The organism is Kitasatospora sp. cg17-2 (assembly GCF_054031055.1).
In genome coordinates this window covers 1,380,121-1,402,184 of the sequence record NZ_CM132923.1, presented here as the reverse complement: position 1 = coordinate 1,402,184, position 22,064 = coordinate 1,380,121, and the positions used below count along the sequence as shown (strand labels likewise).

The window sequence follows — 22,064 nt, the reverse complement described above, 5'->3', positions numbered from 1 at the left end:
GCTCGGCGGAGACTCAGCGGGGCGTCGCGGTCCCCGCGCCGATCCGGTCGTCCGGGGCCGGCGCGGGGCCCGGCACCGGGGCCGGTCCCGCGCCGGCGACAGCGCTCGCGACAGCGTTCGGGACCCCCGCGGCCCGGGTGCCCCGACGGGCGGCGGCCCAGGCCGCGACCGCGATCACCGCGCCGGAGGCCGCCAGGCCCGAGCCGACCAGCGGCGGCGAGGTCCAGCCCAGCCCGGCGTCCAGAGCGAGCCCGCCGAAGTACGCGCCCTGGGCGTTGGCCAGGTTGAACGCGCCCTGCACGGTCGCCGAGGCCAGCGTCGGCGCGCCCCGGGCCTCGCGCATCACCAGCGTCTGCACCGCCGGGACGATCGCGAACCCGAACATCCCCACCAGCACCACCGTCGCCGCCGCCGACCACTGGGCCCGGGCGGTCACCGCGAACAGTGCCAGCACGGCGGCGAGCAGCAGGAACGCGACGCACACCGTCGGCCGCAGCGCGCGGTCGGCCGCGTAGCCGCCGAGCAGGTTGCCGATCGTCATCCCGACCCCGAACAGCGCCAGCACCAGGGTCACCGACCCGGTCGCGAAGCCGGACACCTCGGTGAGCAGCGGGGTGATGTAGGAGTAGCAGGCGAAGAACCCGCCGCAGCCGAAGACCACCGTGGCCAGCGCGAGCCACAGCTGTCCGCTGCGGAACGCGCCCAGCTCGTGCCGCAGGCCCGACTGGGCGGGGGACGGCAGCGCCGGGACCAGCCGGGCGATCGCCAGCGCCCCCGCCGCGCCGATCGCGACCACCACCAGCATGGTCGCCCGCCACCCCAGGTGCTGGCCGAGCAGGGTCGCGGCGGGCACACCGACGACATTGGCGAGGGTCAGCCCGGAGAACATCACCGCGACCGCCCTGGCCCGCCGGTCCGGGGCGACGAGTTCGGCCGCCGCGACCGCCCCGGCGCCGAAGAACGCCCCGTGCGGCAGTCCGGTGACCAGCCGGGCGGCGGCCAGCGTCCAGAAGTCCGGGGCGAGCGCGCAGAGCAGGTTCCCGGCGGCGAAGAACCCGGCCAGGGCGACCAGCACCGCCTTCCGGGGCCGCCCGGCCGCGAGCGCGGTGAGCAGCGGCGCCCCGATCACCACGCCCAGCGCGTAGGCGGAGATCAGCCAGCCGGCCTGCGGGATCGAGACGTCCAGATCGTTCGCGACCTGGGGCAGCAGCCCCATGGCGGCGAACTCGGTGGTTCCGATGGCGAAGGCGGTGACGGCCAGGGCGACCAGCGCGAGAGGCAAGGGGGTGCTCCGGAAGAACGGACGGTGAGCAAGGACGGAGGGGAACCGACCGAGCGAGGTCGGGATTGTTCGGGCCAAATCCTAATCCGATCGGATGACGACGCTGTGTGGTGCACAAGACGGTCCCGTGACGGACGGGAGTCGCCTGCCGGGCGTCCGCGCGCAAGACTGGTGGCATGTGCCGCAGTATCAAGACGCTGAGACCACCCGTGACGCCCGACGCCACCGAGGAGGACTACCGCGCGGCCGCGCTCCAGTACGTACGGAAGGTGTCCGGGTTCCGGGCCCCGGCCGCGCACAACCGCGAGGCGTTCGACCGGGCCGTGGACGCGGTGGCCGAGGCCACCGCGCACCTGCTCGGCGAGCTGGAAGTACGCGGTGCGCCCGCCCGTCCGGCCCGGGCCACCGCCTGAGGCGGGCACCTCGAAAGGCCGGGCACGTCGAAGGGCCGGGCACCTCGAACAGGGATCAGGAGGTCGGTGATGAGCCCCGTCACCCGTTATGCACTCACCTTCCCGGGCACCCCCGGCACCCAGGCCCCGCAGGACGTGGTCGTGGTCGAGCGCACCAGCGCCGCCGGGCCCGGCGGCCATCCGGTGTACGAGGACGCCAGCGGAATCGTCCGGGCCGAGATCAGCGACGTGGGGGAGGTCCGGATGCTCGCCACCGGCGGCCACCAGAACCCGCACGTCCCCGTGCACGCCCAGCCGCTGCCCTGACCGGCGCGGCCTCCCGTGCCCGGCCCGTGACGCCCGGCCTGTCACGCCGGGTGGCCGGATCGCGCCGCGACCCCTGCCGCCCCCGGGCCGCGTCGGGCAGACTCCCGCCATGACCACAGCACGCTGGCAGGGCACGGTCGTCGCCGAGAGCGAGGACACCGTCGTCGTCGAGGGCAACCACTACTTTCCGGCCGACTCCGTCCGCCCGGAGTACCTGCGCCCGTCCGACACCACCACCGTCTGCGGCTGGAAGGGCACCGCCGAGTACTACTCGCTCGACGTCGACGGCCGCACCAACCCGGACGCGGCCTGGTTCTACGCCGCCCCCGCGCCCGAGGCGGAGCACATCCGCGGCCGGGTGGCGTTCTGGCGCGGGGTCGAGATCACCGACTGACGGGCGCAGGGTCGGCCGAACGGCGTCGGTCGAACGCGTCGGTCGAACGGCACCGGCGCCGCCGCCGGTACGCCGTCGGGACGACGCCGTGGCCGTCCCGTCGCAGGACCGGGACACGCCCGGCGCGTACCGCCGCACCGCTCCGGGTACGGCCACAGCATGGCAATCTTCAGGAAACCGGGACGCTCCGGGCAGCCCGAGCCCACGCCGGACCAAGTCGCCGACGAGCTGGCCGGCCTGGTCGAGGAACTCGAACCGGGAGCTCCCGGGGCGCCTCCCGAGGGCGGGGCCGGGGAACTCGCCGAGTACCGGGCGGGCGTCGAGCGCGGCCGTCGGCGCGGCGCCCAACTGGTCACCGACATCGCCCGCCGACTCGGCAGCGGCAGCCGGACGGCGGCCAAGGGCGCCGCGTTCGGCGGTCGCGCGCTGGCCGACCAGCTGCTCCAGGCCGCCCCGCGCATCCCCGTCCGCGACCTCGCCACCCTGCGGGCCCAGCACCCCGGTGCCACCGACCCGGAGCAGCTCGCCGACCTGCTGGTCACCGGCGCCGGCCGGGCCTCCAGCGCGCTCGGCGCCGGTGTGGGCGCCGCCGCGATGCTCCCGGTACCGCCCGCGATGGCGGTGGAGATCGCCGCCGAGACGCTCGCCGTGGCGGCCGTCGAGGTCAAACTGATCGCCGAACTGCACCAGGTCTACGGCCTCCCCGCCCAGGGGACGGCCACCGAGAAGGCCACCGCCTACGTCACGGCCTGGGCCAACCGGCGCGGCATCGACGGTTCGCTGCTCGTCAAACCGGCCGGTCTGGCGGCGATGGCGCTCGGCAGCGAGGTCCGCCAGCAGGTCCGCCGTCGGCTCACCCGCAGTACGCTGCGCCGGCTGCCCTCGCTGACCCCGCTGCTGGTCGGCGCGGGCATCGGCGCCACGGTCAATCTGCGGGACACCCGCAAGGTCGCCCGCGAGGTCCGCGCGGACCTGCGCGGACGCCGCCCGGTCGACCCCGGGTACTGGGTGGCCGCCGCTCCGGCCCCGCGTCCGGAGAAGGACGCGGGCAAGGGGCTCGGGAAGGGCCTCGGCAAGGGGCTGGGGCTGGGGAAGGGCTCGGGCCGAGGGCTCGGGAAGGGCGCCGGGACGGAGCCGGACGAGCGGCCCTGACACCGCGGGCCCGTGCCACCGCGGGCCCGCACACTCATGACAGTGCCCGCCCGTGACACGGAGCGGCCGACCCCGCCCGGGGTCGGCCGCTCCGCGCCGTCGGTCGGTGCCGTCGGTCGGTGCCGGGTCAGTCGGCCGGGGCCGCCGGGGCGCGGGAGCCCTTCCCGGTCTTGACGGCGTTCACCATCGCCTGGTGGACGGCCCGGGCGGTGGTCTCGTCGGCCGCCGGAACCGGGCTGCCGGCCACCGAGTACCAGTCCAGCGCGCCGGTGTACTGGACGGTGAGCCGCGCCTCGCCGTCCACCCAGGTGGTGTGCACGGTGAGGTCGCCCGAGATCGGGCCGACCTCGACGGTGGTCACCCCGCCCGGTCCGCTGATGATCGACTGGGTGGTCCAGGTGGCCCAGGAGGCCCGGGGGTCGACCGGCGGCTCCACCGGCCCCGCCGACCGCCCGGCCGCCGTGTCCTGCTGCTGTTCGGTCATGCGCCCATCCTCTCCGGCCGGTCCGCCGCCGTACGGGCGTCGGAACCGGCGGTCGCGGAGGCCGCCCGCAGATCGGGCGGCCTCGTGGCAACGTCTCGGTTGCTCGTCGGCGGCACTTCGCAAACCTGTCGGTCCGGCCGGATCAGCCGATCGCCCCCCGTTCATCCTCCGACTCACCCTCCGCCTGGGAGGTGTCCTGCGCGTGCAGGTTCTGCATCGAGGTGATGCCCTCCTCGGGGTCGGCCGCGCGGACGTCCTCGTCCCGGTCGACGCTCACCTCGGAGCGTGCGCTCATGTCGGTCATCGCGGGCTCCGTCTCCTCGGCCGGCCGGGGCGTCCGGGCCCGCCGCGCTACGCCGTGGTGGCGGGCGGCCGCCGGGCCGGTGCTCTGTTTCGCACCTCAAGCCTGCCTCCGTGCCCCGGCGAGGGCCAACCGGACCCGGCCGGCCACCCTCCGCCGCCCGCCGTGGGCGGCCGTGGGTCGCCGCCCGCTGTGGGCCGCGCCCGTCGGCCGCCGCCCGCGAACCGCTCACCCGCTGGCGGTCACCAGCCGACCGGCAGCGAGCCCAGCCCGTAGATCAGCGCCTCGGTGCGGAAGTCCAGCTCCTCCTCCGGCACCGCGAGCCGCAGCCCCGGCAGCCGCCGGAACAGCGTGGCCAGCGCGATCTGCAGTTCCGCCCGGGCCAGCGGCTGGCCCAGGCACTGGTGCACCCCGAAGCCGAAGGCGACGTGCCGACGGGCCTCGCGGTCGAGGTCGACCTCGTCGACGCCCAGGTGACCCTCGGTGCCGAAGAGCCCGTCGTCCCGGTTGGCGGTCGACAGCATCGCCATCACGCCGTCCCCCGCCCGGATCAGCGTGCCGCCGAGCTCGACGTCCTCCACCGCCATCCGGGGGACGCCGGTGTGCACGATGGTGAGCAGCCGCAGCAGCTCCTCCACCGCGCCGGGCACCGCCGCCGGGTCGGCCAGCCGGGCCACCTGTTCCGGGTGGCGCAGCAGCAGCGCGGTGGAGAGCCCGATCATGTTGGCGGTGGTCTCGTGCCCGGCGACCAGCAGCAGCACCCCGGTCGAGGCGATCTCGCGCAGGGTGAGGTCCTCCCGGGTCGCCAGCCGGCTCAGGATGTCGTCCCCGGGCTCGGCCCGCTTGCGTTCGGCGAGTCGGCCCAGGTAGTCCAGCAGCTCCTCCTGCGCCCGGGCCACGTCCTGGTCGTCGGCCGCGGTGGTGAGCAGCAGCCGGCTGTTCGCCTGGAACTCCTCGCGGTCCTCGTACGGGACGCCCAGCAGCAGGCAGATGACGAGGGAGGGCACCGGCAGGGCGAAGTCGGCGACCAGGTCGGCGGGCCCGGCCGGGCCGCCCCGGGCGATCATCCGGTCCAGCGCCTCGTCCACGATCTGCTGGATGCCGGGGCGCATCTCCTCCACCCGCTTGACCAGGAAGTCCCCGGTGACCATCCGGCGCAGCCGGGCGTGCTCGGGGTCGTCGAGGCGGAGGAAGGAGGGGTTGGCGGCGACGAGTTCGCGCCGCCCCTCGGTGAGGAAGGGGAACGCCGGCCGGCGGGCGTCGGCGCTGAACCGGCGGTCCGAGAGCACCGTTCGGACCTCCTGGTAGCCGGTGACCAGCCAGCAGGGGGAGCCGTCCGGGAGCTCCGCGCGGCTGACCGGGCCGGTGCTCGCGGCCTCGGTGTAGGCGGGCGGCGGCGCGAACGGGCAGGCCGTGTCGTGCCGGGCCGGGATCAGGGTGACGGGGGCGGTGGGTGTGCTCAAGGTGGTCTCCTCGCGTGACAGGTGGGTCCGTGGCAGGCGGTGGGAGACGGCGGGCGGGCCGCTGGCCCGACGGTGGCCGTGGGGGCGTCGTCGTCGGGCGCTCGTCGAGCGGTCGTCGGACAGTCGTCGGACAGTCGTCGAGCGATGGCCGAGCGGTCGCTAGGCGGCGGTGCCGGCCCCGTCGTCCTCGGTGACGGTGATCGCGCCGCCGGGGCACAGCTCGGCGGCGAGGCGCACATCGGCGAACCGTGGTGCGGGTACGGCGTTCAGGAGGACTCGCACCAGACCGTCCTGGTCGTCCTGTTCGAAGATCTCCGGCACGGTCATGACGCACTGGCCGGAGCTGCAGCAGCGGTCCCGTTCGACGTTCACGTGCATGACGGACATCCCTTCCTGGTGTGGCACCGGATCCTCCGGGCCGTGCCGCCCCCGCTGTCGTCGTCAAACTAACCCCGGCTCCCGTCGCACACGAAGAGAGCGTGGCCGTCTCGCGCAGAATGGCCGATTTGCCTCTGCTCGTGAACGAGTGTGAGGAAGAAGAAGTTTGATGAGCCGTCAGCCGGGTTGTCCCGGTCCGGTGTCCCCCTGGGCGGCCTCCTGGACGGCCTCGTCGTCGGCGGCGGTCCCCTCCGCGGCCGCGATCGCCCGGACGGTCGCCACGGTGTCCGCCTCGGCCGCGTTCTTGTCCGGCCGGTAGCGCACCACCCGGGCGAACCGCAGGGCCAGCCCGGCCGGATAGCGGGGGCTGCGCTGGACCCCGTCGAAGGCGATCTCCACGACCAGCTCCGGCCGCACCCGCACCGTCCGGGCGTCCCGCTCGACCTCGCGGGCGAGCAGGGCCTCGGTCTGCCGGGCCAGGGTCTCGTCGGTCAGGCCCTTGAAGGTCTTGCCGAGCATCACCCAGGGGCCGAGGCCCGGCTCGCCGCCGGCCCGCGCCCCCAGGTGCAGATTGCTGAGGAAGCCCTGCCGCCGACCGCTGCCCCACTCGGCGGCCAGCACCACCAGGTCCAGGGTGTGCCGGGGCTTCACCTTGATCCAGCCCGCGCCGCGCCGGCCGGCCCGGTACCCCGCCGCCGGGTCCTTCACCAGGACCCCTTCGTGGCCCCGGGCCAGGGTGGCGCGGAAGAACGCGAGGGCCTCCTCCCGGTCCGCGGTCTCGGTGCGGGCCACCCGCAGTCCGGGCGGGACGGCCCCGGCCAGCGCCGCCCAGCGCTCCCGGCCGGGCCGGTCCACCAGGTCCTCGCCGTCCCGGTGCAGCAGGTCGAAGAAGTGCGGGCTGAGCGGGACCTCGGCGCGCAGCCGCTCCGGGTCCCGGCGGGCCGCGGTACGGGCGGCGGTCTCCTGGAAGGGGCGCGGGCGGCCGTCCGGGCCGAGGGCGATCGCCTCGCCGTCCAGGACCGCCGACCGCACCGGGAGTGCCAGCGCGGCCTCCACCACCTCGGGCACCCGGGCGGTGATGTCGTCCAGCGACCGGGTGAAGACCCCGACGTCCCCGCCGTCCCGGTGCACCTGGACCCGGATCCCGTCCAGCTTCCACTCCAGCGCCGCCGGTCCGGGAAGGTGCTCCAGCGCCGCGCCGACGTCCGGCGCCGAGGCCGCCAGCATCGGCCGCACCGGGCGGCCCACCTCCAGCCGGAAGGCGGCCAGCGCGGCTTCCCCGCCGGTCAGCGCGGCCTCGGCGACGGCCCGCGCCGAACCGCGGAACATCAGCGCCCGCCGGACCGTCGTCGCCGCCACCCCGGCGGCCCGGGCGACGGCGTCGGCGACCACCGCGTCCAGCGCCCCCTGGCGGAGGTCGCCGACCAGGACGGCGCGCAGGAAGGACTGCTCGGCCTCGGTGGCGCGCTCGAACAGCCCGGCGAGCAGCCGGTGCCGTTCGGCCCGGGCGCCCGTCCCGTGCACGGCCGCGATGGCCTCCAGGACCTGTTCCGCCTCGCGCACCCCCAGCACCGGGTCGGCGGCGGGCGGCGGCAGCTCGCGCAGGGCGGCCGGGCCGAGCCCGGTGCGCAGCCGCTGCGACTCGCCGGAGAGCAGGGCGACGGCCGAGGGCGCCTCGCCCGGGCCCAGGTCGCGCAGGCAGTCGGCCAGCAGCTCGGTCTTGGCCCGGCGGCCGGGCTCGGCGGCCACGGCGCGTGAGGTGAGGGCCAGACGGCGGAGCAGCATCGGGGGCCTCCTCGGCGGGCGCGGCGCATCGCTCGGGAACGGCGTGCGGACGGGCGTCCAGGATCGGTGACGCGGGTCGCGGGCGCGCGGTGGGCACGCCGGGCCGGTGGCCCGGGGCGACCGCCACTCCGTAGTGGAGCGGACCCGTACTTGGCCGTGCTGTCGATCGGCGCGGATCCGACGGGGCGTCATGCTGTCCGGCGTCCACCCGTGCACGCACGGTACGACCGAACCGAGGAGCACCCCATGCGCCCCATGCCGACGACCAGCACCACGCCGCCCGCCACCAGGCCGTCCGCCACCAGGCCGTCCGCCGTGCACCGGGCGGACGAGCACCGGCCCGCCGGGGAGTGGACCGTGGACGCGCCCACGGCCGCGGACTTCGCCGCCTGGCGGGAGCTGTTCCGGGGCTACTGCGACTTCTACGGGGTGCCCGTGCCGGAGGAGAAGGCCGAGCTGGTCTGGTCCTGGCTCACCGACCCGGCGCACGAGCTGGACGGCCTGTTGGTGCGCGACACCGGGGGCACCCCGGTCGGGCTGGCGCACTACCGGCCGTTCGTCCGTCCGCTGCACGGCGCGGTGGCGGGCTTCCTCGACGACCTGTTCGTGGCCCCGGCCGCGCGCGGCAGCGGAGCGGTCGACCTCCTCCTCGCCCGGCTGCGCGCGATCGCCGCCGAGCGCGGCTGGAACACCGTCCGCTGGATCACCGCCGACGACAACCACCGGGCCCGCAGCAAGTACGACCAGGTCGCCACCCGGACCATGTTCGTCACCTACGACATGCCCCCGGCCGGCGCCTGACCGTTCCGGGCCGGCGCCTGACCGTCCCGCCGTTCCGCAGCGGTCCCGGCGCGCGGAAAAATTGATGGCGGGTGGTTCGATCACGGTGATAGACACCGGGTGTGCATAAGATCTTGGACTTTCCCGACCTGCTCCGTCTGATCGACGAGCGGTCGACGGCCTTCCGCGCCGCGGTCGCCGCCGCGCCCGACCTCGACGCGCAGGTGCCGACCTGCCCGGACTGGACGCTGCGCGACCTGGTGCGGCATCTGGGCGAGGGGCGCCGCAACTGGGGCATCATCGTGGCCGCCGGCCCGTCGGAGGTCCGCCCCGACACCTCCGCCGCCCTGGCCGGCCCGGACGTGCCGACGGAGCGCGAGGCCCTGGTCGCCTGGCTGGCCGAGTCCACCCAGCAGCTGCTCGACGCCCTGCGCGAGGCCGGCCCGGACAGCGGCTGCTGGACGTGGTGGCCCGCTTCGCAGGCGCCGCAGACCGCGGGCGCGGTGGCCCGGCACCAGCTCCAGGAGATCACGCTGCACACCTACGACGCCCAGCTGGTCGCGGGCACCGCGCAGCCGCTGCCGACCGAGGTGGCCCTGGACGGCGTCGAGGAGTTCCTGGTCACCTGCTGTGCCACGACGGCCGCCTGGCCGCACGAGCCCGCGACCGTCGACTACCACGTCACCGAGGGCCGGTCCTGGCGCCTGCGGGTGGACGCCGAGGGCGCGCGGGTCACCCGCATCCCCGCGCCCGGCACCCCGGGCTCGGCGGACCTGGCCCCCGCCGACTTCTCGACCGTGTCCTCGGCCGGTGAGCTGATCCTCGCCGGCTTCTACGGCCGCCTGCCGCTCGACGTGCTGAAGATGGAGGGCGACCGGCAGATCATCGAACAGCTGATCGCCTGGGAGCCCGAGGTCTAGGGACTCCAGGGGCTGGGCCCGGCCCCAGTGCGCGGCACCCGCCGGGGCGAGTGCCGGGCGCGACCACCGGGGGCGGAACCGACGGATTCCGCCCCCGGTCGGCGTTCCGCGCGAGGTCCGGTCGCCGCTCCCGTGCAACCGCAGGGTGCACCACCCCCGTGCCGGCCGACGGGCCCGGCCGGGGATGCGGCATCATGGCCAACCGCCGCCCCACCGGTTCGTTCGGAAATCAGTTCGCACTTTTCTGTTATCCGCCCACCGCTCCACGGTCTCCCAGGTGTCGGCACTCGTCCGACCGATCCGACGGACCAGAACTCAGGAAGCGTGCGCAGGTGAACAGGGAAGACCGCACCACCATCCTCCCCGCGACCGGACGCCCCGCGGGCGCCGACGGGCGTTCCGCGCGGCGGGCCGCCGAACGGCGGCGCGGCCACGGCCGGCGCCGCCGTCGGGGCGCGATGGGACCGATGATGGCCGTGGCCGCGGCCGTCGCCGGTACGAGCGTGATCGCCGCGCTGACCGGCGCCGGGTACGCGGTGTTCCGCGGCGAGGAGGGCAGCGACAACGGCTCGCAGGCGGTGGCGTACGAGCCGCTGGTCGCCGCCGAGGCCGGGGACGTGAACGGCATCCAGGTGCCGGGCGCGGGCGGCGCGCCGGTCCTGGACCCGGCGCCGACGGACCAGGCCCGCGCGGCCACGGCCACCCCTCCCCCCAGCACCGCCCCGGCGACGCCCTCGGCCTCGGCCAGCACCCCGGGGCACACCGCCTCCACGGCCCCGGCCACCACGTCCGGTACGCCGCGCAACCCGACCGCGGGCCCGAGCACCGGGACCACCCCCGGCGGCACGGCGGGCGCTCCCGACCCGGGGAAGCCGAGCGGCGCTCCCACCACTGCCCCGACGGCGGCCCCCAGCACGGCCAAGCCCTCGCCGACCGCTCCGCGCCCGACCGCCACCACCGCGCCGGGCGGCTCGTCGAACAGCTCCTTCGCCCAGCAGGTGGCGGACCTGGTCAACGCCCAGCGCTCGCAGGCCGGCTGCGGACCGCTCACGGTGGACCCCAAGCTCACCACCGCCGCCCAGTTCCACAGCGACGACATGGCGGACCGCAACTTCTTCGACCACGCCAGCCCCGAGGGCCGCCACGCGGACTACCGCATCGAGGCGGCCGGCTACCGCTGGAGCAGTTGGGGCGAGAACATCGCGCGCGGCCAGAAGGACCCGGCGGCGGTGATGGAGTCGTGGATGAACAGCCCCGGCCACCGCGCCAACATCCTCAACTGCTCCTTCAAGCAGATCGGCGTCGGCGTCCGGACCGGCTCGGGCGGGCCCTGGTGGACCCAGGTCTTCGCCTCGCCGTCCTGAGCCGCCCTGAGCCGTCCTGAGCCGCCCTGAGTCGTCCTGGGCCGTCCTGGGCCGTCCTGCCCTGGGCCGTTCAGTCCTGAGCCGTCCTGCCCTGAGCCGTTCCGTCCTGAGCACTTGAGCGCTCGACCTTCCCGAGGAACCACCGTTCGGGCCCGCACGGGCCCGGCCGGTGGCCTCGCGGTTCGCCGATTTTCCGAATCCGCGCAAATTGTTGTTATCTGAGCACTCCCCAGCGGTCTCCGAGGAGGCAGTGGCGGACGGACGACAGCCGGACGGAGTGCGGACCCATGAACGTTGACGTGCAGAGCAGGGCCGGGACGACCCTCGTGCGCGCGGCCCAGGCGGGCGACGCGCAGGCGCGCGAGGCGCTGGTCGCGGCCTGGTTCCCGTTGGTCTACAACGTCGCCGGCCGGGCGTTGAACGGCCACGCCGACGTGGACGACATCGCGCAGGAGACCATGATCCGGGCCCTCGACGGCCTGGAGGGGCTGCGCGACCCGGGATCGTTCCGGTCCTGGCTGGTCGCGATCACCATGAACCAGGTCCGCAGCCGGTCGACCGTCCAGCAGCAGGCGGCCGTCGGCGGACTGGACGAGAGCTGGGAGCTGGCCGACCCGCGCGCCGACTTCACCGATCTGACCATTCTCCGGCTCGGTCTCTCCGGCCAGCGCCGGGAGGTCGCCGAGGCCACCCGCTGGCTGGACCCGGACGACAAGGAACTGCTCGCCCTGTGGTGGCTGGAGGCCTCCGGCGAACTCACCCGCGCCGAACTCGCCGAGGCGCTCGACCTGACGCCGCAGCACACCGCCGTCCGGGTCCAGCGGATGAAGAAGCAGCTGGAGGCCGGCCGGGTGGTGGTCCGGGCGCTCACCGCCTACCCCCGCTGCCCGGAGCTGGCCGAGGTGATGACCGGCTGGGACGGCACGCCGAACTCGGTCTGGCGCAAGCGCATAGCCCGGCACATCCGCGGCTGCCAGGCCTGTGACGGCCTGGGGCGCGACCTCTTCCCGGCGGAGGGGCTGCTGGCCGGTCTGGCGCTGGTCCCGGTACCGATGGACGCGCCGAGCGGGCTCGCGTTCCAGGCCGCCGGAGCGACGGCGGGGACGCCGGGAGCCGGATCCGGCGGGGTGCCGGGTGACGGCGGCGCCGCCGGAGGCTCGGCCGGAGCCGGCGGACCCTCCGGCGGCGCCGGTGCTCCGCCCACCGACCCGTCCGGCGGACCGGGCGGCTGGACGGACCTGGCCCGCCGCAAGAGCGTGCTGGCGGGCGGGACGGCGGTGGTGCTCGCGGCGGCGACGCTCGCGATGGTCTGGCCCCGGCCCACGCAGCCGACCCCGCCCGCGCCGGAACCGACCACCCCGGCCAGTGCCCCGGACGCCCCGGTGCCGTCGGCCGTCACGCCGACGGCGGAGACCGCGCCACCCGCTCCGGTCACGGTCGCCCCGGTCGAGGTGCCGCCCGTGCCGAGCAGCCCGGCGGCGGTCACCCCGACCCCGACCCCGACCACCGCCCGGCCGACCACGACCGCGCCGAGCCTGGAACGACAGCTGGTCGACCTGGTCAACGCGGAGCGGGGCCGACGCGGCTGCGGCCCGCTGCGGATCGATCCCAAGCTGCACGCGGCCGCCCAGAAGCACTCGGACGACATGGTCGCCCGGAACTTTTTCGACCACCTCGCCCCCGACGGCACCCGGGCGGACGCCCGGCTCAACGCGGCCGGCTACCGCTGGTCCCAGTGGGGCGAGAACCTCGACCGGGGCCCGAGCGCCCCGGCGGTGGTCTTCTCCCGCTGGATGGACGGCGGCATCCACCAGTCCAACATGCTGGACTGCGCGTTCAAGGACGTCGGCATCGGTGTGACCACCGGCCCGGCCGGGCTCTACTGGACCCAGGACCTGGGCGCCCCGCTCGGCTGACGGGGGCGGGCCGCACGTCCCTGCGGCGCGGTCGGCCCGCCGGGCGTACGGGTCGGCCGACCGCGCCGGTCGGCCGCGCGGCCGACCAGCGCCGGGCGTTCCGTCAGGACGGGAGACCGATCAGCCCCGGGGCCTCGCCCGTGACATGGCCGGTCGCCTGGCCGACCACACCGCCGGCGTCGCCGACCTGCCCCGGGAGCGCGTCCGAGGCCGAGGCGAGGGGCCCGCCCTGGAGCGGTCCGGTCAGATCGCCCTGACCGCCGAGGGCGGCGGCGTGGGCTGCGGGAGCGGTCAGGGAGGCCACGACGCCGACGGCGAGCGAGGCGACGGCCAGCATGCTGCGCTTCTTCATGCCCCGTCCAACGAGGCTCCGCCACCCGGGTTACGGGAGGCCGCCGGGTTGCCGGAGACCGTCAGTCCGTCGAGGTGATCGGGCTGTTCGTCGCCGTCCCGAACAGGCGGACCGAGGAGGTGATCCGGTACAGCGCGCTCATGGTCTCCTGCGTCGGGCGCCGCAGACAGGCCGACAGCTCCACGACCTCGGCCTGTCCGTTCGGGATGACCACCTGCTGCGCGACGAGCTGCCGGGTGCCGCCGTGGACCCCGCACTCCTTGTCGACCTCGACGTCCTGGAGCAGCGCCGGCCGGCTCGCGGCCTCGGCGGCCAGCTTCTCGTCCCGGACCAGCCGCAACGAGACGATCACCGAGTTGTCGAGCAGTCCCCCCGCGGCGAGGCACACGGGCGGCCGCACGCCGTTGCGGATCGGGCAGCCGGGTTCCCGGGACAGTGGCTGGGAGGCGAGGTAACCGACGGGCTCCGGCCGCCCGGCCGTGCCGAGGAGGGTGAGGTCGGACCAGGTGTTCGGTACATCGACGATCACCCCGTCCAGCGGGGTGAACCGGGTCGGACGGATCGGGCCGACCGCGTCGCCCGTCGGGTCGTCCGTCGAGCCGCCGTCGGCCCCGACACTGGGGGAGCCGGACGGTGAGGCGGTCCTCGGGTCGCCCCAGCCCGGGTCGGGGGAGGCGCTCGCCGAGGCCTCGGGGGAGCCGGCGGGCGCTCCGGCCGGCGGCATCGCGCCGAGGGCCGGACCCGAGGCGGCGGGGGTGAGCACGGTGCCCGTCGGCCCGGGCGCGAGCGCCGGGGCGGCGGCCAGCACGGCCGCGGTCAGGCCGACCGCGAGCCCGGCCGCGAGGGCCGTCCGCCGTCGGCGCCGTCGGGCCAGGGCAGCCCGCGCCAGTACCCGTTCCATCCGGTCGGCGGGCGCCGACAGGTGGGGCGCGGCCAGCTGGAGCAGCACCCGCAGCTCGTCGGCCACCTCGTGGTCGTCGGCCACCGCCCGGTCCAGGGCCGTCTCGCGGTCGAGAGCGGCCTCGCGTTCCCACGCGGCGAAGTCACGCTCCGTCACGACGACCCCCGTCCAGCATCAGTTCCCTGGCCGGAAGCTTGCCGCGCAGCGTCTGCAGGGCGCGGTGCGTCTGGCTCTTGACGGTGCCCGTGGTGCAGCCCAGCGCCTCGGCGGTGTCCTCCACGCTGAGGTCCTCGAAGAACCTCAGCACCACCACGGCCCGCTGCCGGGCCGGGAGCGCCCGCACCGCGGCGGCGACCACCTGGCCGGTCACCACCGAGTCGAACGGGTCGGCGACCGTCGGCGGCTCCGGCAGCCGGTCGTGCGGCAGTTCGCCCTGCCAGCGGCGGCGCCACCAGGAGACGTGCGAGTTCACCAGCACCCGGCGGACGTACGCCTCGGGCCGGTCGATCGAGACCTGCTCCCAGCGCGGCCAGACCTTGGCCAGGGCTGTCTGGAGCAGGTCCTCGGCCAGGTACGGGTCGCCGGTCAGCAGCCACGCCATCCTGAGCAGCCGAGGGCTGCGGGCGGCGACGAACTCCTCGAAGTCCGGTCTCGCTTCGCTCATCCCGACGCCCCCGCCATGCCGCTCCCGCCACCGTCTCTGTCATCCGCGCCGCCAGGTCGGTGGCGGCGGTCCTGCCGGTCGGCCGTGGCCGCCGGGTCCTCGCTCTCGTTCTCACGGCTGCTGAACGCGTTGGGTTCAGCGCCGGGTTGCCTGTCCGACCGGTCTATTTTCGCGGGTGGCCAGGTCGGGGCCCACGGCGGGGTCGGCCGGGGGCGGCACGCGAGGGCCCGCGACGGCCCGGCCGGCGCGACCCGGGGCGGGCACGAGGGCGGGCCCGGGGGCAGTACGGAGGCGGGCACCGGTCGGGTGCGAACGCTGGACGGCCCGCGAGCCGGCCGGGACTCGGCCGGGCGGCGAGCGGGCCGTGGTCACCACGATCCGCCCGCCACCGGCGGCCGCCAAGGGCGCGCGAACGGCGCCCGGGCGCACCGGCCGGGCGCGCCGGGTGAGGCCCGGCTCCGCCCCCGCGCCGGTCCGCCCCGGCCCGCCCTTCGTCCTGTCCCGCCGTCCGTTCCCGGCCCGTCGCCCGTCGCCCGTCGTCCGTTCCCGGCCCGTCGGCGCGGCCGGCCGCCGTCAGAGCGTGCCCGAGCCCCTCGGTACACCTCCCGCCCGTCGTGCCGCGCCCGGATCGACCGGATCCACCGTCCAGTCGGGGTGCCCCGGCATGGGCGGGGTCCGGTCGCCGTAGAGCCAGTCGCGCAGGAAGCCGCCGAGCGACTGCCCGGAGACCTCGTCCGCCGTGCGCAGGAAGTCTGCGGTGGTGGCGGTGCCGCTCCGGTGGCGCCGCAGGAAGGCCTGCTCGATCCGGTCGAACACCTCGGGCCCGACCCTCTCCCGCAGCGCGAACAGCACCAGCGCGCCGCCGGTGTACCGCTGGCTGTCGAACAGCGTCGCGGCGGTCGGCGCGGCCACCGGCCCGGAGTCGTGGCGCCACTGGTCGCCCTGGGCGTAGACGCTCCGCATCCGGTCGGCCAGGGTGGTGAAGCCGCCGGAGTCCGGCCAGCCGCGCTCGTAGCGGTACATCAGACCGTAGAAGTCGGCATGGCCCTCGTTCAGCCAGAGATCGGCCCAGGTGCCGGGGGTGACGCTGTTCCCGAACCACGAGTGGACCAGCTCGTGCATCATGTGCGAGCCGATCTGCCGCTCGGGCTGGCGCAGGAAGTTCGGCTTGTAGAGCGTGAGCGTCTGCGTCTCCAGCCCGGTGAAGCCGAACGCCGCCGGGTCGTCGGTGTCGGCCGGCAGCAGCCCGTACGTCTCGAACGGGAAGGCTCCGAGGTGCTGCTCGGCCCAGCCCAGCTGGCCGGGGGTCAGGGCGAGCGCGGGCTCCAGGTCGGCCGCTCGCGCGGTGGGCACCACGTCGCGCAGCGGCAGTCCGTCGGGGCCCTGGCGCTCACGGACCGTGTAGCGGCCCACCGAGGCCTGGAGCAGCTCGGTCGCCATCGGCTCGCGCGACCGGTAGCGCCGGGTGGTGGTGCCGTCGGAGTGCGGCTCGGTGGCGGTCGGCAGACCGTTGGCCACCCCGTACAGCTCGTCCGGCGCGGTGACGGCGACCGTGAAGCGGGCCTTGTCGCCCGGCCGGTCGTTGCACGGGAACACGGTGTGCGCGCCGTCCGGCTGGCCGGCCACCGCGAAGCCGTCGGGCGTCACCACCCAGCCCGTGTGCGGCAGCGCGGCCCGCGGGTCGGCGGTGTACTCGACCTCGACCCGCAGCGCGGCCCCGGACCGGACCGGTCGCGCCGGGACCACGGTCAGCTTCTCGTCGTGCGTCCGGAAGCCGGCCGGGCGCCCGTCGACCCGGACGGCGTGCACGTCCAGGCCGAGCGCGTCCAGTTCCAGGCTCGGCAGCGCGGTGCGGGCGCGGGCGGTCATCGCCATGGCGGCGTCGACCGTCCTGGTCGCGGGGCGGTAGGTGAACGCGAGGTCGTAGGACTGGGCGTCGTAGTCGGTGGTGCCGAGCGCGGGGTAGACCGGGTCCCCGGTGCCTGGCGGGCCCGCGCCCGGGCTGTCCGCGGCCGCCGGGGCCAGGCCGAGCGGGACCGCCGCGAGCGCGAGCGTGGCGGCGAGGACGGAACGGTGCCAGGACAAGGCGATCACCTCTCTCGTGTCGGAGGGTCCGCGCCGGCCCCGGCGGGCCCGGTTCCGGTGAGCGACCTTCCGCGCACGGACCGTAGCAGGGCCCTCCGACAATCCCCACCCCCCACGGCTCCGACCTGCGCGGACCGCCCCGGACCCGTCGGCCCCGGACCGCGCGACACGCGCCCGTCCCCCGGACGGACCACCATGGTGGCCGAGCGGCTGCGCAGTGTCATACCTTCGAAGAGTTCCGCCCCCTGACGGGCGGGGCCACGGCCGTCGGAGAACCTGGCCAGGTCCGGCGGCCGTACTCATGCCCGCGTGCGGGGCCGAGGCCCTCCGTATCCGCCCCCGCACGCGCGCGGAGCCCTTCCCCGCGGCACGCACCGCTCCTCCCGGCCCGCCGGCCACCTCGTAGGCTGGGCAGCCGTGCCGGCCGCCCGCAGCCCCGCCGGCGCACCGGACCGGCAGGAGCAGCCCCGTGACCAGCCCGCACTTCGTGGTGATCGGCGAGTGCGTCGCCGACGTCGTCCGCACCGACGGCGCGCCCGACGTCGTCCACCCCGGCGGCAGTCCGGCCAACGTCGCCTACGGGCTGGCCCGGCTGGGCGAGCCCGTCGCGCTGCTCACCCAGCTCGCTGACGACCCGTACGGCCGACTGATCCGCGCGCACCTGGAGTCCGTCGGCGTCACCCTGCTCCCGGGGGCGGACGGGGCGGACGCCCCGCGCACCCCGTCGGCGGTGGTGCGGCTGGACGAGCAGGGGCGGGCGCAGTACACCTTCGACATCGGCTGGACCCTCCCGCCGGTCGAACTGCCCTTCCCGCCCGGGCATCTGCACCTGGGTTCGATCGCCGCCGTCACCGGACCGGGAGCGGCGGCCGTGCTCGCCCTGGTCGAGCGCTGGCGCGGCCGGGCCGGCGTGAGCTACGACCCCAATGTGCGGCCCGCGCTGATGGGCGAGCACCGCGAGGCCGTCCGCCGGGTGGAGCGCTGCGTGCGGCTCGCCGACCTGGTGAAGGCCAGCGACGAGGACCTCGCCTGGCTCTACCCCGCCGAGGACCCGGAGGAGGTGGCCCGGCACTGGCTCGGCCTCGGTCCGGCCACCGTCGCGGTCACCCGCGGGCCGGCCGGTGCCTTCGCGCTCACCGCCGACGGCCGCCGGGTGGAGGCACCCGCCCGCACGGTCGAGGTCGCCGACACGGTGGGCGCGGGCGACGCCTTCACCGCCGCCCTGCTGCACGCCCGCCACGCCGGTGCGAGCCTCGACACCGCCCTTGCCCGCGCCACGGCGGCGGCCACCTTGACGGTCACCCGCCCCGGTGCGAACCCGCCCGACGCGGCGGAGCTGGCCTCGGTCCTCGGCTGAGGCCCTCGCCTAGGCGGGCCCGGAGGAATTCACGGGGCGCGGGTGCGTGTCGGTGCTGTGTTCCGACCGCGGATCGAACGGCAGGCGCAGGGGCTGGGGGGGAGCGTTGCTGGAATCGCTGATCACGACCGCGGCCGGAGCGGCCTCGGCGGCCGCGGCCGTGCTGGTGGGCGGGCCGGTGACCCGGCGGGGCCAGGACCGTCAGCGGTCGCGGGACCGGCAACTCCTCGCCCACCAGGAGCTCCTGAGCCACTGCGGGCGCGGACCCGACCGGTCAACGTGATGCGGCGGTCACTCGGGGGCGGCCGGAAGCCCTTGACCCTCTGGATCGGCGGATCGCATGCCGAGCACGCCGAGCACGCCGAGCACGTCGAGCAGGGCGATCGCGGAGTGCTCCGATCCCGGACAGGTGCGATCCCGGGCCGCGTCAGCCGAGGCCGCCGTCGACCACGCCCAGCGGGCGGGTCAGCTGGCTCTCGGAGTCGAAGCTGCGGGCAGCGGTGAAAGTACCGGTGAGGTCCGGGTGGCGGCCGAGAGCGGTGTGGGCGAGGGAGACGTCCTCCGGGGCGAGGCGGCGGGTGAGGCCGAGGTGCGGGGACCAGCGGCCGGGGACGTAGTAGGGGGACGGTTCTGCGGCGTCGGCCAGGACCTCCCAGACGCGGTGGTGGAGCTGCACCAGTTCGACCGTGGGGACGATCGCCCAGCTGAGCACCCGGCGCCGGCTGCGGGCCGCGAAGGACAGCAGACCGGTCAGCCGGACCGTCAACGGCAGCGCTCCGGCGAGGAGTTCGTCGAGCCGTTCGGCGGCGCCGGCGGGCATCCGGGCGCAGGCGGCCAGGGTGAGATGCGGGCGGTGGCCCGGGTGCGGGTTGTCGGCGAGGCTGTCCACCCCGGCGTCCGCGAGCCGCTGCCAGACGGTGCGCACGGCGCGGTCGAACGGCGGGTCGCAGAGCAGCTCAACCGTCTGCACGGGCCCCGCCCGGCCGCTGGTCCGGTACGAGGTCCTTGCCGTACCAGACCTCGGCGAACGGGCTGTTGCCGTAGGCGGGGATCTCGCGGTAGCCGTGCCGGGTGTAGAGCGCGCGGGCCTCGACCAGGTCGAGCCGGGTGTCCAGGACGATCCGCCGGGCGCCGAGGGAGCGCGCGGCCTCCTCGACGGCGGTGAGCAGCCGGGTGCCGCCGCCGGTGCCGCGTCGGGACGGTCGGACGAACACCCGGGTCAGCTCGACGGTCGTGGCGTCGAGCACCCGCAGACCGGCGCAGGACTCGGCCTCGCCCGCGTACCGGCCGAGCAGGAAGAGCCCGGTGGGCGGCGCGAGGTGGTCGCTGGGGGTGTCGGCGAGGCCGGCCTCGATCTCCTCGGCCGTGCCGTCCCGGTCGAAGTGGAGCCGGTAGTAGCGGTTGGCGACGTCGGTGTAGTACTCGCGCAGCAGGGCCAGGGACTCGGCGGATCCGACCTCGGCGGGCGCGACCGCCCAGGCGTCCTCGGTGCTGTGCGGCGTACTCGTCGTGCTCGTCGTCATGGGCGCATTATCGGGGGCCGTCCGTGCCGGGCGCCAACCATTTTCGATCATCGACGGGACCGTAGCCGCAGGTCGGGGGCGGGGTCCTGGGTGGGCCGGGTGGGTGACGGGTGGATTGGGTGCCCGGCGTGGCGGGGGAGCAGTGGGGTTATGGAAAGACCATCAGATAATCGCATTAATCGGGAGTTGGCTGGGCCCCGGCGTGGGCGGGGACGGGGCGGGCTGGTCGCGGCGGTGTGCCTGGTGGCCGCGGTCGCGGGGTGCGGCGGCTCTTCCGGGGGCGGTGCGGTGCCGTCGACGGCGCGGGCCGGGGCGAGTGCGGCGACCGACCGGGGCGGGCCCCGGCCCCCGGCCGTGCCGGCCGGCCAGGCCGCTCAGGCCGCTCAGGCTGCTCCGGCGGCCCCGGCCGTTCCGGCGGTCCTCCCGGGGCCGGCCAGGGCGGAGGAGGAGACCAGTGGCGAGGCGGTGGCCCGTAAGGCCGAGGCTGCCCGTACGGCGCTGGAGACCGCCCGCCGCTGGGGGCTGGCCCGGCTGCCGCTGCCGGCCCCGCAGCCCCCGGCGGGCCGGCCCGAGCTGCGCGCCGCGCAGGGCGTCAAGCTCGCGGACGGACTGCCGCCGGTGGTCTACCGGGTGCCGACCGAGCAGCCGATCGTCTTCCTGACGGTGGACGACGGCGCCGAGAAGGACCCGGAGTTCAGCCGGATGGCGGCCGAGCTCGGCATCCCGCTCTCCACCTTCGTCGCGGACTACCTGGCCCGCTCCGACTACGGCTACTTCCGCCGGCTGTCCGAGCAGGGCGACGCGGTGAACAACCACACCATCAACCACCGCAACCTCAAGGTCCTCGACTACGCGACCCAGCGCGACGAGATCTGCCGCCAGCAGGACCAGTTGGAGGGGCAGATCGGCAGCCGCCCCCGGCTCTTCCGGCCGCCCTACGGCGAGTACAACGAGGACACCCTGCGGGCCGCCGGCTCCTGCGGCATCGAGGCGGTGCCGCTGTGGAACGAGGAGGCCTTCCCGGACCGGATGGAGTACCGCTACGAGGACCAGCGGCTCCACCCGGGCGACATCATCCTGACCCACTTCCGCGGCACCGACCTGTGGCCGGGGACCATGCCCGACCTGCTGCGCAAGGTGGTCGACGAGGTCACCGCGCAGGGCTTCGCCCTGGCCCGGCTGGACGACTACCTGTAGCCGGGTGCACGGGTGCACGGGTGCACGGGTGCACGGGTACACGGGCGGGCGGTCCTCCGGGGCCGCCCGCCCGCACGTGTGCCGGCCCGCGGACTCGCCCACCCGCCCGTCCCCGCGTCCGGGACCCCGGCTCAGTCGAGCGAGAGCGCGTCCAGGTACACCCAGGCGCCCTCGTGCCGCACGAAGCGGCTGTGCTCGGTGAGGACGCCCTCCTCCCGGCCCTCTGTGAAGTGGGCGCGGAAGGCCACCGTGCCCTCGGCGTGGAACGCCCCGCCCTCGCCGGTGGAGAGCACCTCGAGCCGCACCCAGCGCAGCCCCGGGTCGAAGTCCACGCTGTCCGGCCGGGTGTCCGGGTGCCAGGTGCGCAGCAGGTAGGCCTCGTCGCGCGCGGCGAAGGCGCTGTAGCGCGAGCGCATCAGTGCCTCGGCGGTGGTGGCGGCGACCTGGCCCCGGTGCAGTCGGCCGCAGCACTCGGCGTAGCTGCCGGGCAGACCGCAGGGGCAGGGGGAGGAGGGCAGCAGGCGCGGCGCGGGCGTGCTGGCACGGGGCGCGGAACGACGTCGGGACATGCGCTCCATTCTGGCCCCTTCCCGCCGGGCGCGGAGCCCGGCCGCGGGGAAGCCGAGAAGCGGGGAAGCCCGGCCCCGGGGAAGCGGGGAAGCAGGGAAGCCCGGGACCGGGACGTGACCGAGGTCCCGGGTGTCCGGGACGGCGGGTGCCGGAGTGTGGGTGGGAGCCCGGTGTGTGCCGGGTGGCCGAGCTGTCGGCAGAGCCTCGCGGAGTCCCCCGTGAATACACACCGTTTGCACACAGATATGCGACCGGTCCGCCCGCGTCCACCGCCTCCGGGGATTGCTGTCCGAGCAGGTCGGGCGGGTGCTGCGGCGAGTGAGCGGCGGGGGTCCGGCGGCGGTGTGCGGGAGTCGCACTATCGGCCAGACTTTGACTGCCCTCGGACAAGATTGAGTCCGGAAATCTGCTTGCGGTGCCAGTGGGACACAGGTGTGCGCCAACTGACGAACCGTCGGTGAAACGCTATCGGTACGG

23 protein-coding genes are annotated in these 22,064 nt (G+C 75.7%); 10 read left to right on the top strand and 13 right to left on the bottom strand.

Annotated features, from left to right (window positions below):
* Window positions 1-13: 13 nt before the first annotated feature.
* A complete protein-coding gene (locus ACW14Y_RS05545) occupies window positions 14-1,282 on the bottom strand; it encodes an MFS transporter (RefSeq protein WP_380307969.1) in 1,269 nt (422 codons plus the stop codon).
* Between the two features lie 176 nt (window positions 1,283-1,458).
* Between ACW14Y_RS05545 and ACW14Y_RS05540 the strand changes: the two genes are divergently transcribed.
* The 4 genes from ACW14Y_RS05540 to ACW14Y_RS05525 all read left to right on the top strand — a co-directional run bounded on the left by ACW14Y_RS05540 (window position 1,459) and on the right by ACW14Y_RS05525 (window position 3,547).
* Window positions 1,459-1,695 (top strand): DUF2277 domain-containing protein, encoded by a 237-nt coding sequence (locus tag ACW14Y_RS05540; RefSeq protein WP_266277115.1) that lies wholly within the window; start codon window positions 1,459-1,461, stop codon window positions 1,693-1,695.
* Window positions 1,696-1,764: 69 nt separating this feature from the next.
* Window positions 1,765-2,001, top strand: coding sequence for a DUF6296 family protein (locus tag ACW14Y_RS05535; RefSeq protein WP_380307967.1), 237 nt, complete (start codon window positions 1,765-1,767; stop codon window positions 1,999-2,001).
* A 109-nt stretch (window positions 2,002-2,110) separates the two neighbouring features.
* Window positions 2,111-2,395 carry a DUF427 domain-containing protein gene (locus ACW14Y_RS05530; RefSeq protein WP_380387035.1) on the top strand — a complete coding sequence of 95 codons (285 nt, stop codon included), beginning with the start codon at window positions 2,111-2,113 and terminating at the stop codon, window positions 2,393-2,395.
* Window positions 2,396-2,554: 159 nt separating this feature from the next.
* Window positions 2,555-3,547, top strand: a complete 993-nt coding sequence (locus tag ACW14Y_RS05525) for a hypothetical protein (RefSeq protein WP_380387038.1) — start codon at window positions 2,555-2,557, stop codon at window positions 3,545-3,547.
* Window positions 3,548-3,674: 127 nt separating this feature from the next.
* Here ACW14Y_RS05525 and ACW14Y_RS05520 read toward each other — a convergent pair whose 3' ends face one another.
* The 5 genes from ACW14Y_RS05520 to ACW14Y_RS05500 form a co-directional block, all read right to left on the bottom strand.
* Window positions 3,675-4,031, bottom strand: a complete 357-nt coding sequence (locus ACW14Y_RS05520) for a hypothetical protein (RefSeq protein WP_360015247.1) — start codon at window positions 4,029-4,031, stop codon at window positions 3,675-3,677.
* 142 nt (window positions 4,032-4,173) lie between these two features.
* Window positions 4,174-4,335 (bottom strand): hypothetical protein, encoded by a 162-nt coding sequence (locus ACW14Y_RS05515; RefSeq protein ID WP_266277121.1) that lies wholly within the window; start codon window positions 4,333-4,335, stop codon window positions 4,174-4,176.
* A 239-nt stretch (window positions 4,336-4,574) separates the two neighbouring features.
* Entirely contained in the window at window positions 4,575-5,795 is a 1,221-nt protein-coding gene (locus ACW14Y_RS05510; RefSeq protein ID WP_380307960.1) for a cytochrome P450, read from the bottom strand.
* Between the two features lie 159 nt (window positions 5,796-5,954).
* The gene (locus ACW14Y_RS05505; protein ID WP_380307958.1) at window positions 5,955-6,173 is read right to left on the bottom strand and encodes a ferredoxin; all 219 of its coding nucleotides are present in this window, start codon (window positions 6,171-6,173) and stop codon (window positions 5,955-5,957) included.
* A 177-nt stretch (window positions 6,174-6,350) separates the two neighbouring features.
* On the bottom strand, window positions 6,351-7,958 hold the full coding sequence (locus tag ACW14Y_RS05500) for an ATP-dependent DNA ligase (protein WP_456986074.1): 1,608 nt from the start codon (window positions 7,956-7,958) through the stop codon (window positions 6,351-6,353).
* Window positions 7,959-8,204: 246 nt separating this feature from the next.
* On the opposite strand from ACW14Y_RS05500, the gene ACW14Y_RS05495 reads away from it, so the two are divergent.
* The 4 genes from ACW14Y_RS05495 (at window position 8,205) to ACW14Y_RS05480 (ending at window position 12,938) form a co-directional block, all read left to right on the top strand.
* Window positions 8,205-8,759, top strand: coding sequence for an N-acetyltransferase family protein (locus ACW14Y_RS05495; protein ID WP_456986073.1), 555 nt, complete (start codon window positions 8,205-8,207; stop codon window positions 8,757-8,759).
* A gap of 101 nt (window positions 8,760-8,860) precedes the next feature.
* Window positions 8,861-9,658 (top strand): maleylpyruvate isomerase N-terminal domain-containing protein, encoded by a 798-nt coding sequence (locus tag ACW14Y_RS05490; protein WP_456986072.1) that lies wholly within the window; start codon window positions 8,861-8,863, stop codon window positions 9,656-9,658.
* A gap of 332 nt (window positions 9,659-9,990) precedes the next feature.
* The gene (locus ACW14Y_RS05485) at window positions 9,991-11,022 is read left to right on the top strand and encodes a CAP domain-containing protein (protein ID WP_456986071.1); all 1,032 of its coding nucleotides are present in this window, start codon (window positions 9,991-9,993) and stop codon (window positions 11,020-11,022) included.
* Window positions 11,023-11,309: 287 nt separating this feature from the next.
* Window positions 11,310-12,938, top strand: a complete 1,629-nt coding sequence (locus ACW14Y_RS05480; RefSeq protein WP_456986070.1) for a sigma-70 family RNA polymerase sigma factor — start codon at window positions 11,310-11,312, stop codon at window positions 12,936-12,938.
* A 103-nt stretch (window positions 12,939-13,041) separates the two neighbouring features.
* Here ACW14Y_RS05480 and ACW14Y_RS05475 read toward each other — a convergent pair whose 3' ends face one another.
* From ACW14Y_RS05475 to ACW14Y_RS05460, 4 genes are all read right to left on the bottom strand, one after another.
* The gene (locus ACW14Y_RS05475) at window positions 13,042-13,290 is read right to left on the bottom strand and encodes a hypothetical protein (RefSeq protein WP_266277135.1); all 249 of its coding nucleotides are present in this window, start codon (window positions 13,288-13,290) and stop codon (window positions 13,042-13,044) included.
* A gap of 61 nt (window positions 13,291-13,351) precedes the next feature.
* Window positions 13,352-14,347 carry a hypothetical protein gene (locus ACW14Y_RS05470; RefSeq protein WP_456986069.1) on the bottom strand — a complete coding sequence of 332 codons (996 nt, stop codon included), beginning with the start codon at window positions 14,345-14,347 and terminating at the stop codon, window positions 13,352-13,354.
* Window positions 14,334-14,855, bottom strand: coding sequence for a SigE family RNA polymerase sigma factor (locus ACW14Y_RS05465; protein WP_380311040.1), 522 nt, complete (start codon window positions 14,853-14,855; stop codon window positions 14,334-14,336). Before ACW14Y_RS05465 ends, ACW14Y_RS05470 begins: the two co-directional genes overlap by 14 nt.
* 573 nt (window positions 14,856-15,428) lie before the next feature.
* On the bottom strand, window positions 15,429-16,940 hold the full coding sequence (locus ACW14Y_RS05460; protein ID WP_456986068.1) for a M1 family metallopeptidase: 1,512 nt from the start codon (window positions 16,938-16,940) through the stop codon (window positions 15,429-15,431).
* Window positions 16,941-17,409: 469 nt separating this feature from the next.
* Here ACW14Y_RS05460 and ACW14Y_RS05455 point away from each other — a divergent pair, with 469 nt between their 5' ends.
* On the top strand, window positions 17,410-18,297 hold the full coding sequence (locus ACW14Y_RS05455; protein WP_456986067.1) for a carbohydrate kinase family protein: 888 nt from the start codon (window positions 17,410-17,412) through the stop codon (window positions 18,295-18,297).
* Between the two features lie 427 nt (window positions 18,298-18,724).
* Here ACW14Y_RS05455 and ACW14Y_RS05450 read toward each other — a convergent pair whose 3' ends face one another.
* Together ACW14Y_RS05450 and ACW14Y_RS05445 are read right to left on the bottom strand one after the other, a co-directional pair.
* On the bottom strand, window positions 18,725-19,267 hold the full coding sequence (locus ACW14Y_RS05450) for a 2'-5' RNA ligase family protein (RefSeq protein WP_380311032.1): 543 nt from the start codon (window positions 19,265-19,267) through the stop codon (window positions 18,725-18,727).
* Window positions 19,254-19,820, bottom strand: coding sequence for a GNAT family N-acetyltransferase (locus ACW14Y_RS05445; RefSeq protein ID WP_380393014.1), 567 nt, complete (start codon window positions 19,818-19,820; stop codon window positions 19,254-19,256). The genes ACW14Y_RS05450 and ACW14Y_RS05445 overlap by 14 nt, the downstream gene beginning before the upstream one ends.
* A 288-nt stretch (window positions 19,821-20,108) precedes the next feature.
* Between ACW14Y_RS05445 and ACW14Y_RS05440 the strand changes: the two genes are divergently transcribed.
* Window positions 20,109-21,017: a polysaccharide deacetylase family protein gene (locus ACW14Y_RS05440; RefSeq protein ID WP_456986066.1), complete on the top strand. Its 909-nt coding sequence runs from the start codon at window positions 20,109-20,111 to the stop codon at window positions 21,015-21,017.
* A gap of 131 nt (window positions 21,018-21,148) precedes the next feature.
* Here the strand turns inward: ACW14Y_RS05440 and ACW14Y_RS05435 are convergent, their stop codons facing one another.
* Entirely contained in the window at window positions 21,149-21,586 is a 438-nt protein-coding gene (locus ACW14Y_RS05435; protein ID WP_380311004.1) for a YchJ family protein, read from the bottom strand.
* Window positions 21,587-22,064: the final 478 nt, after the last annotated feature.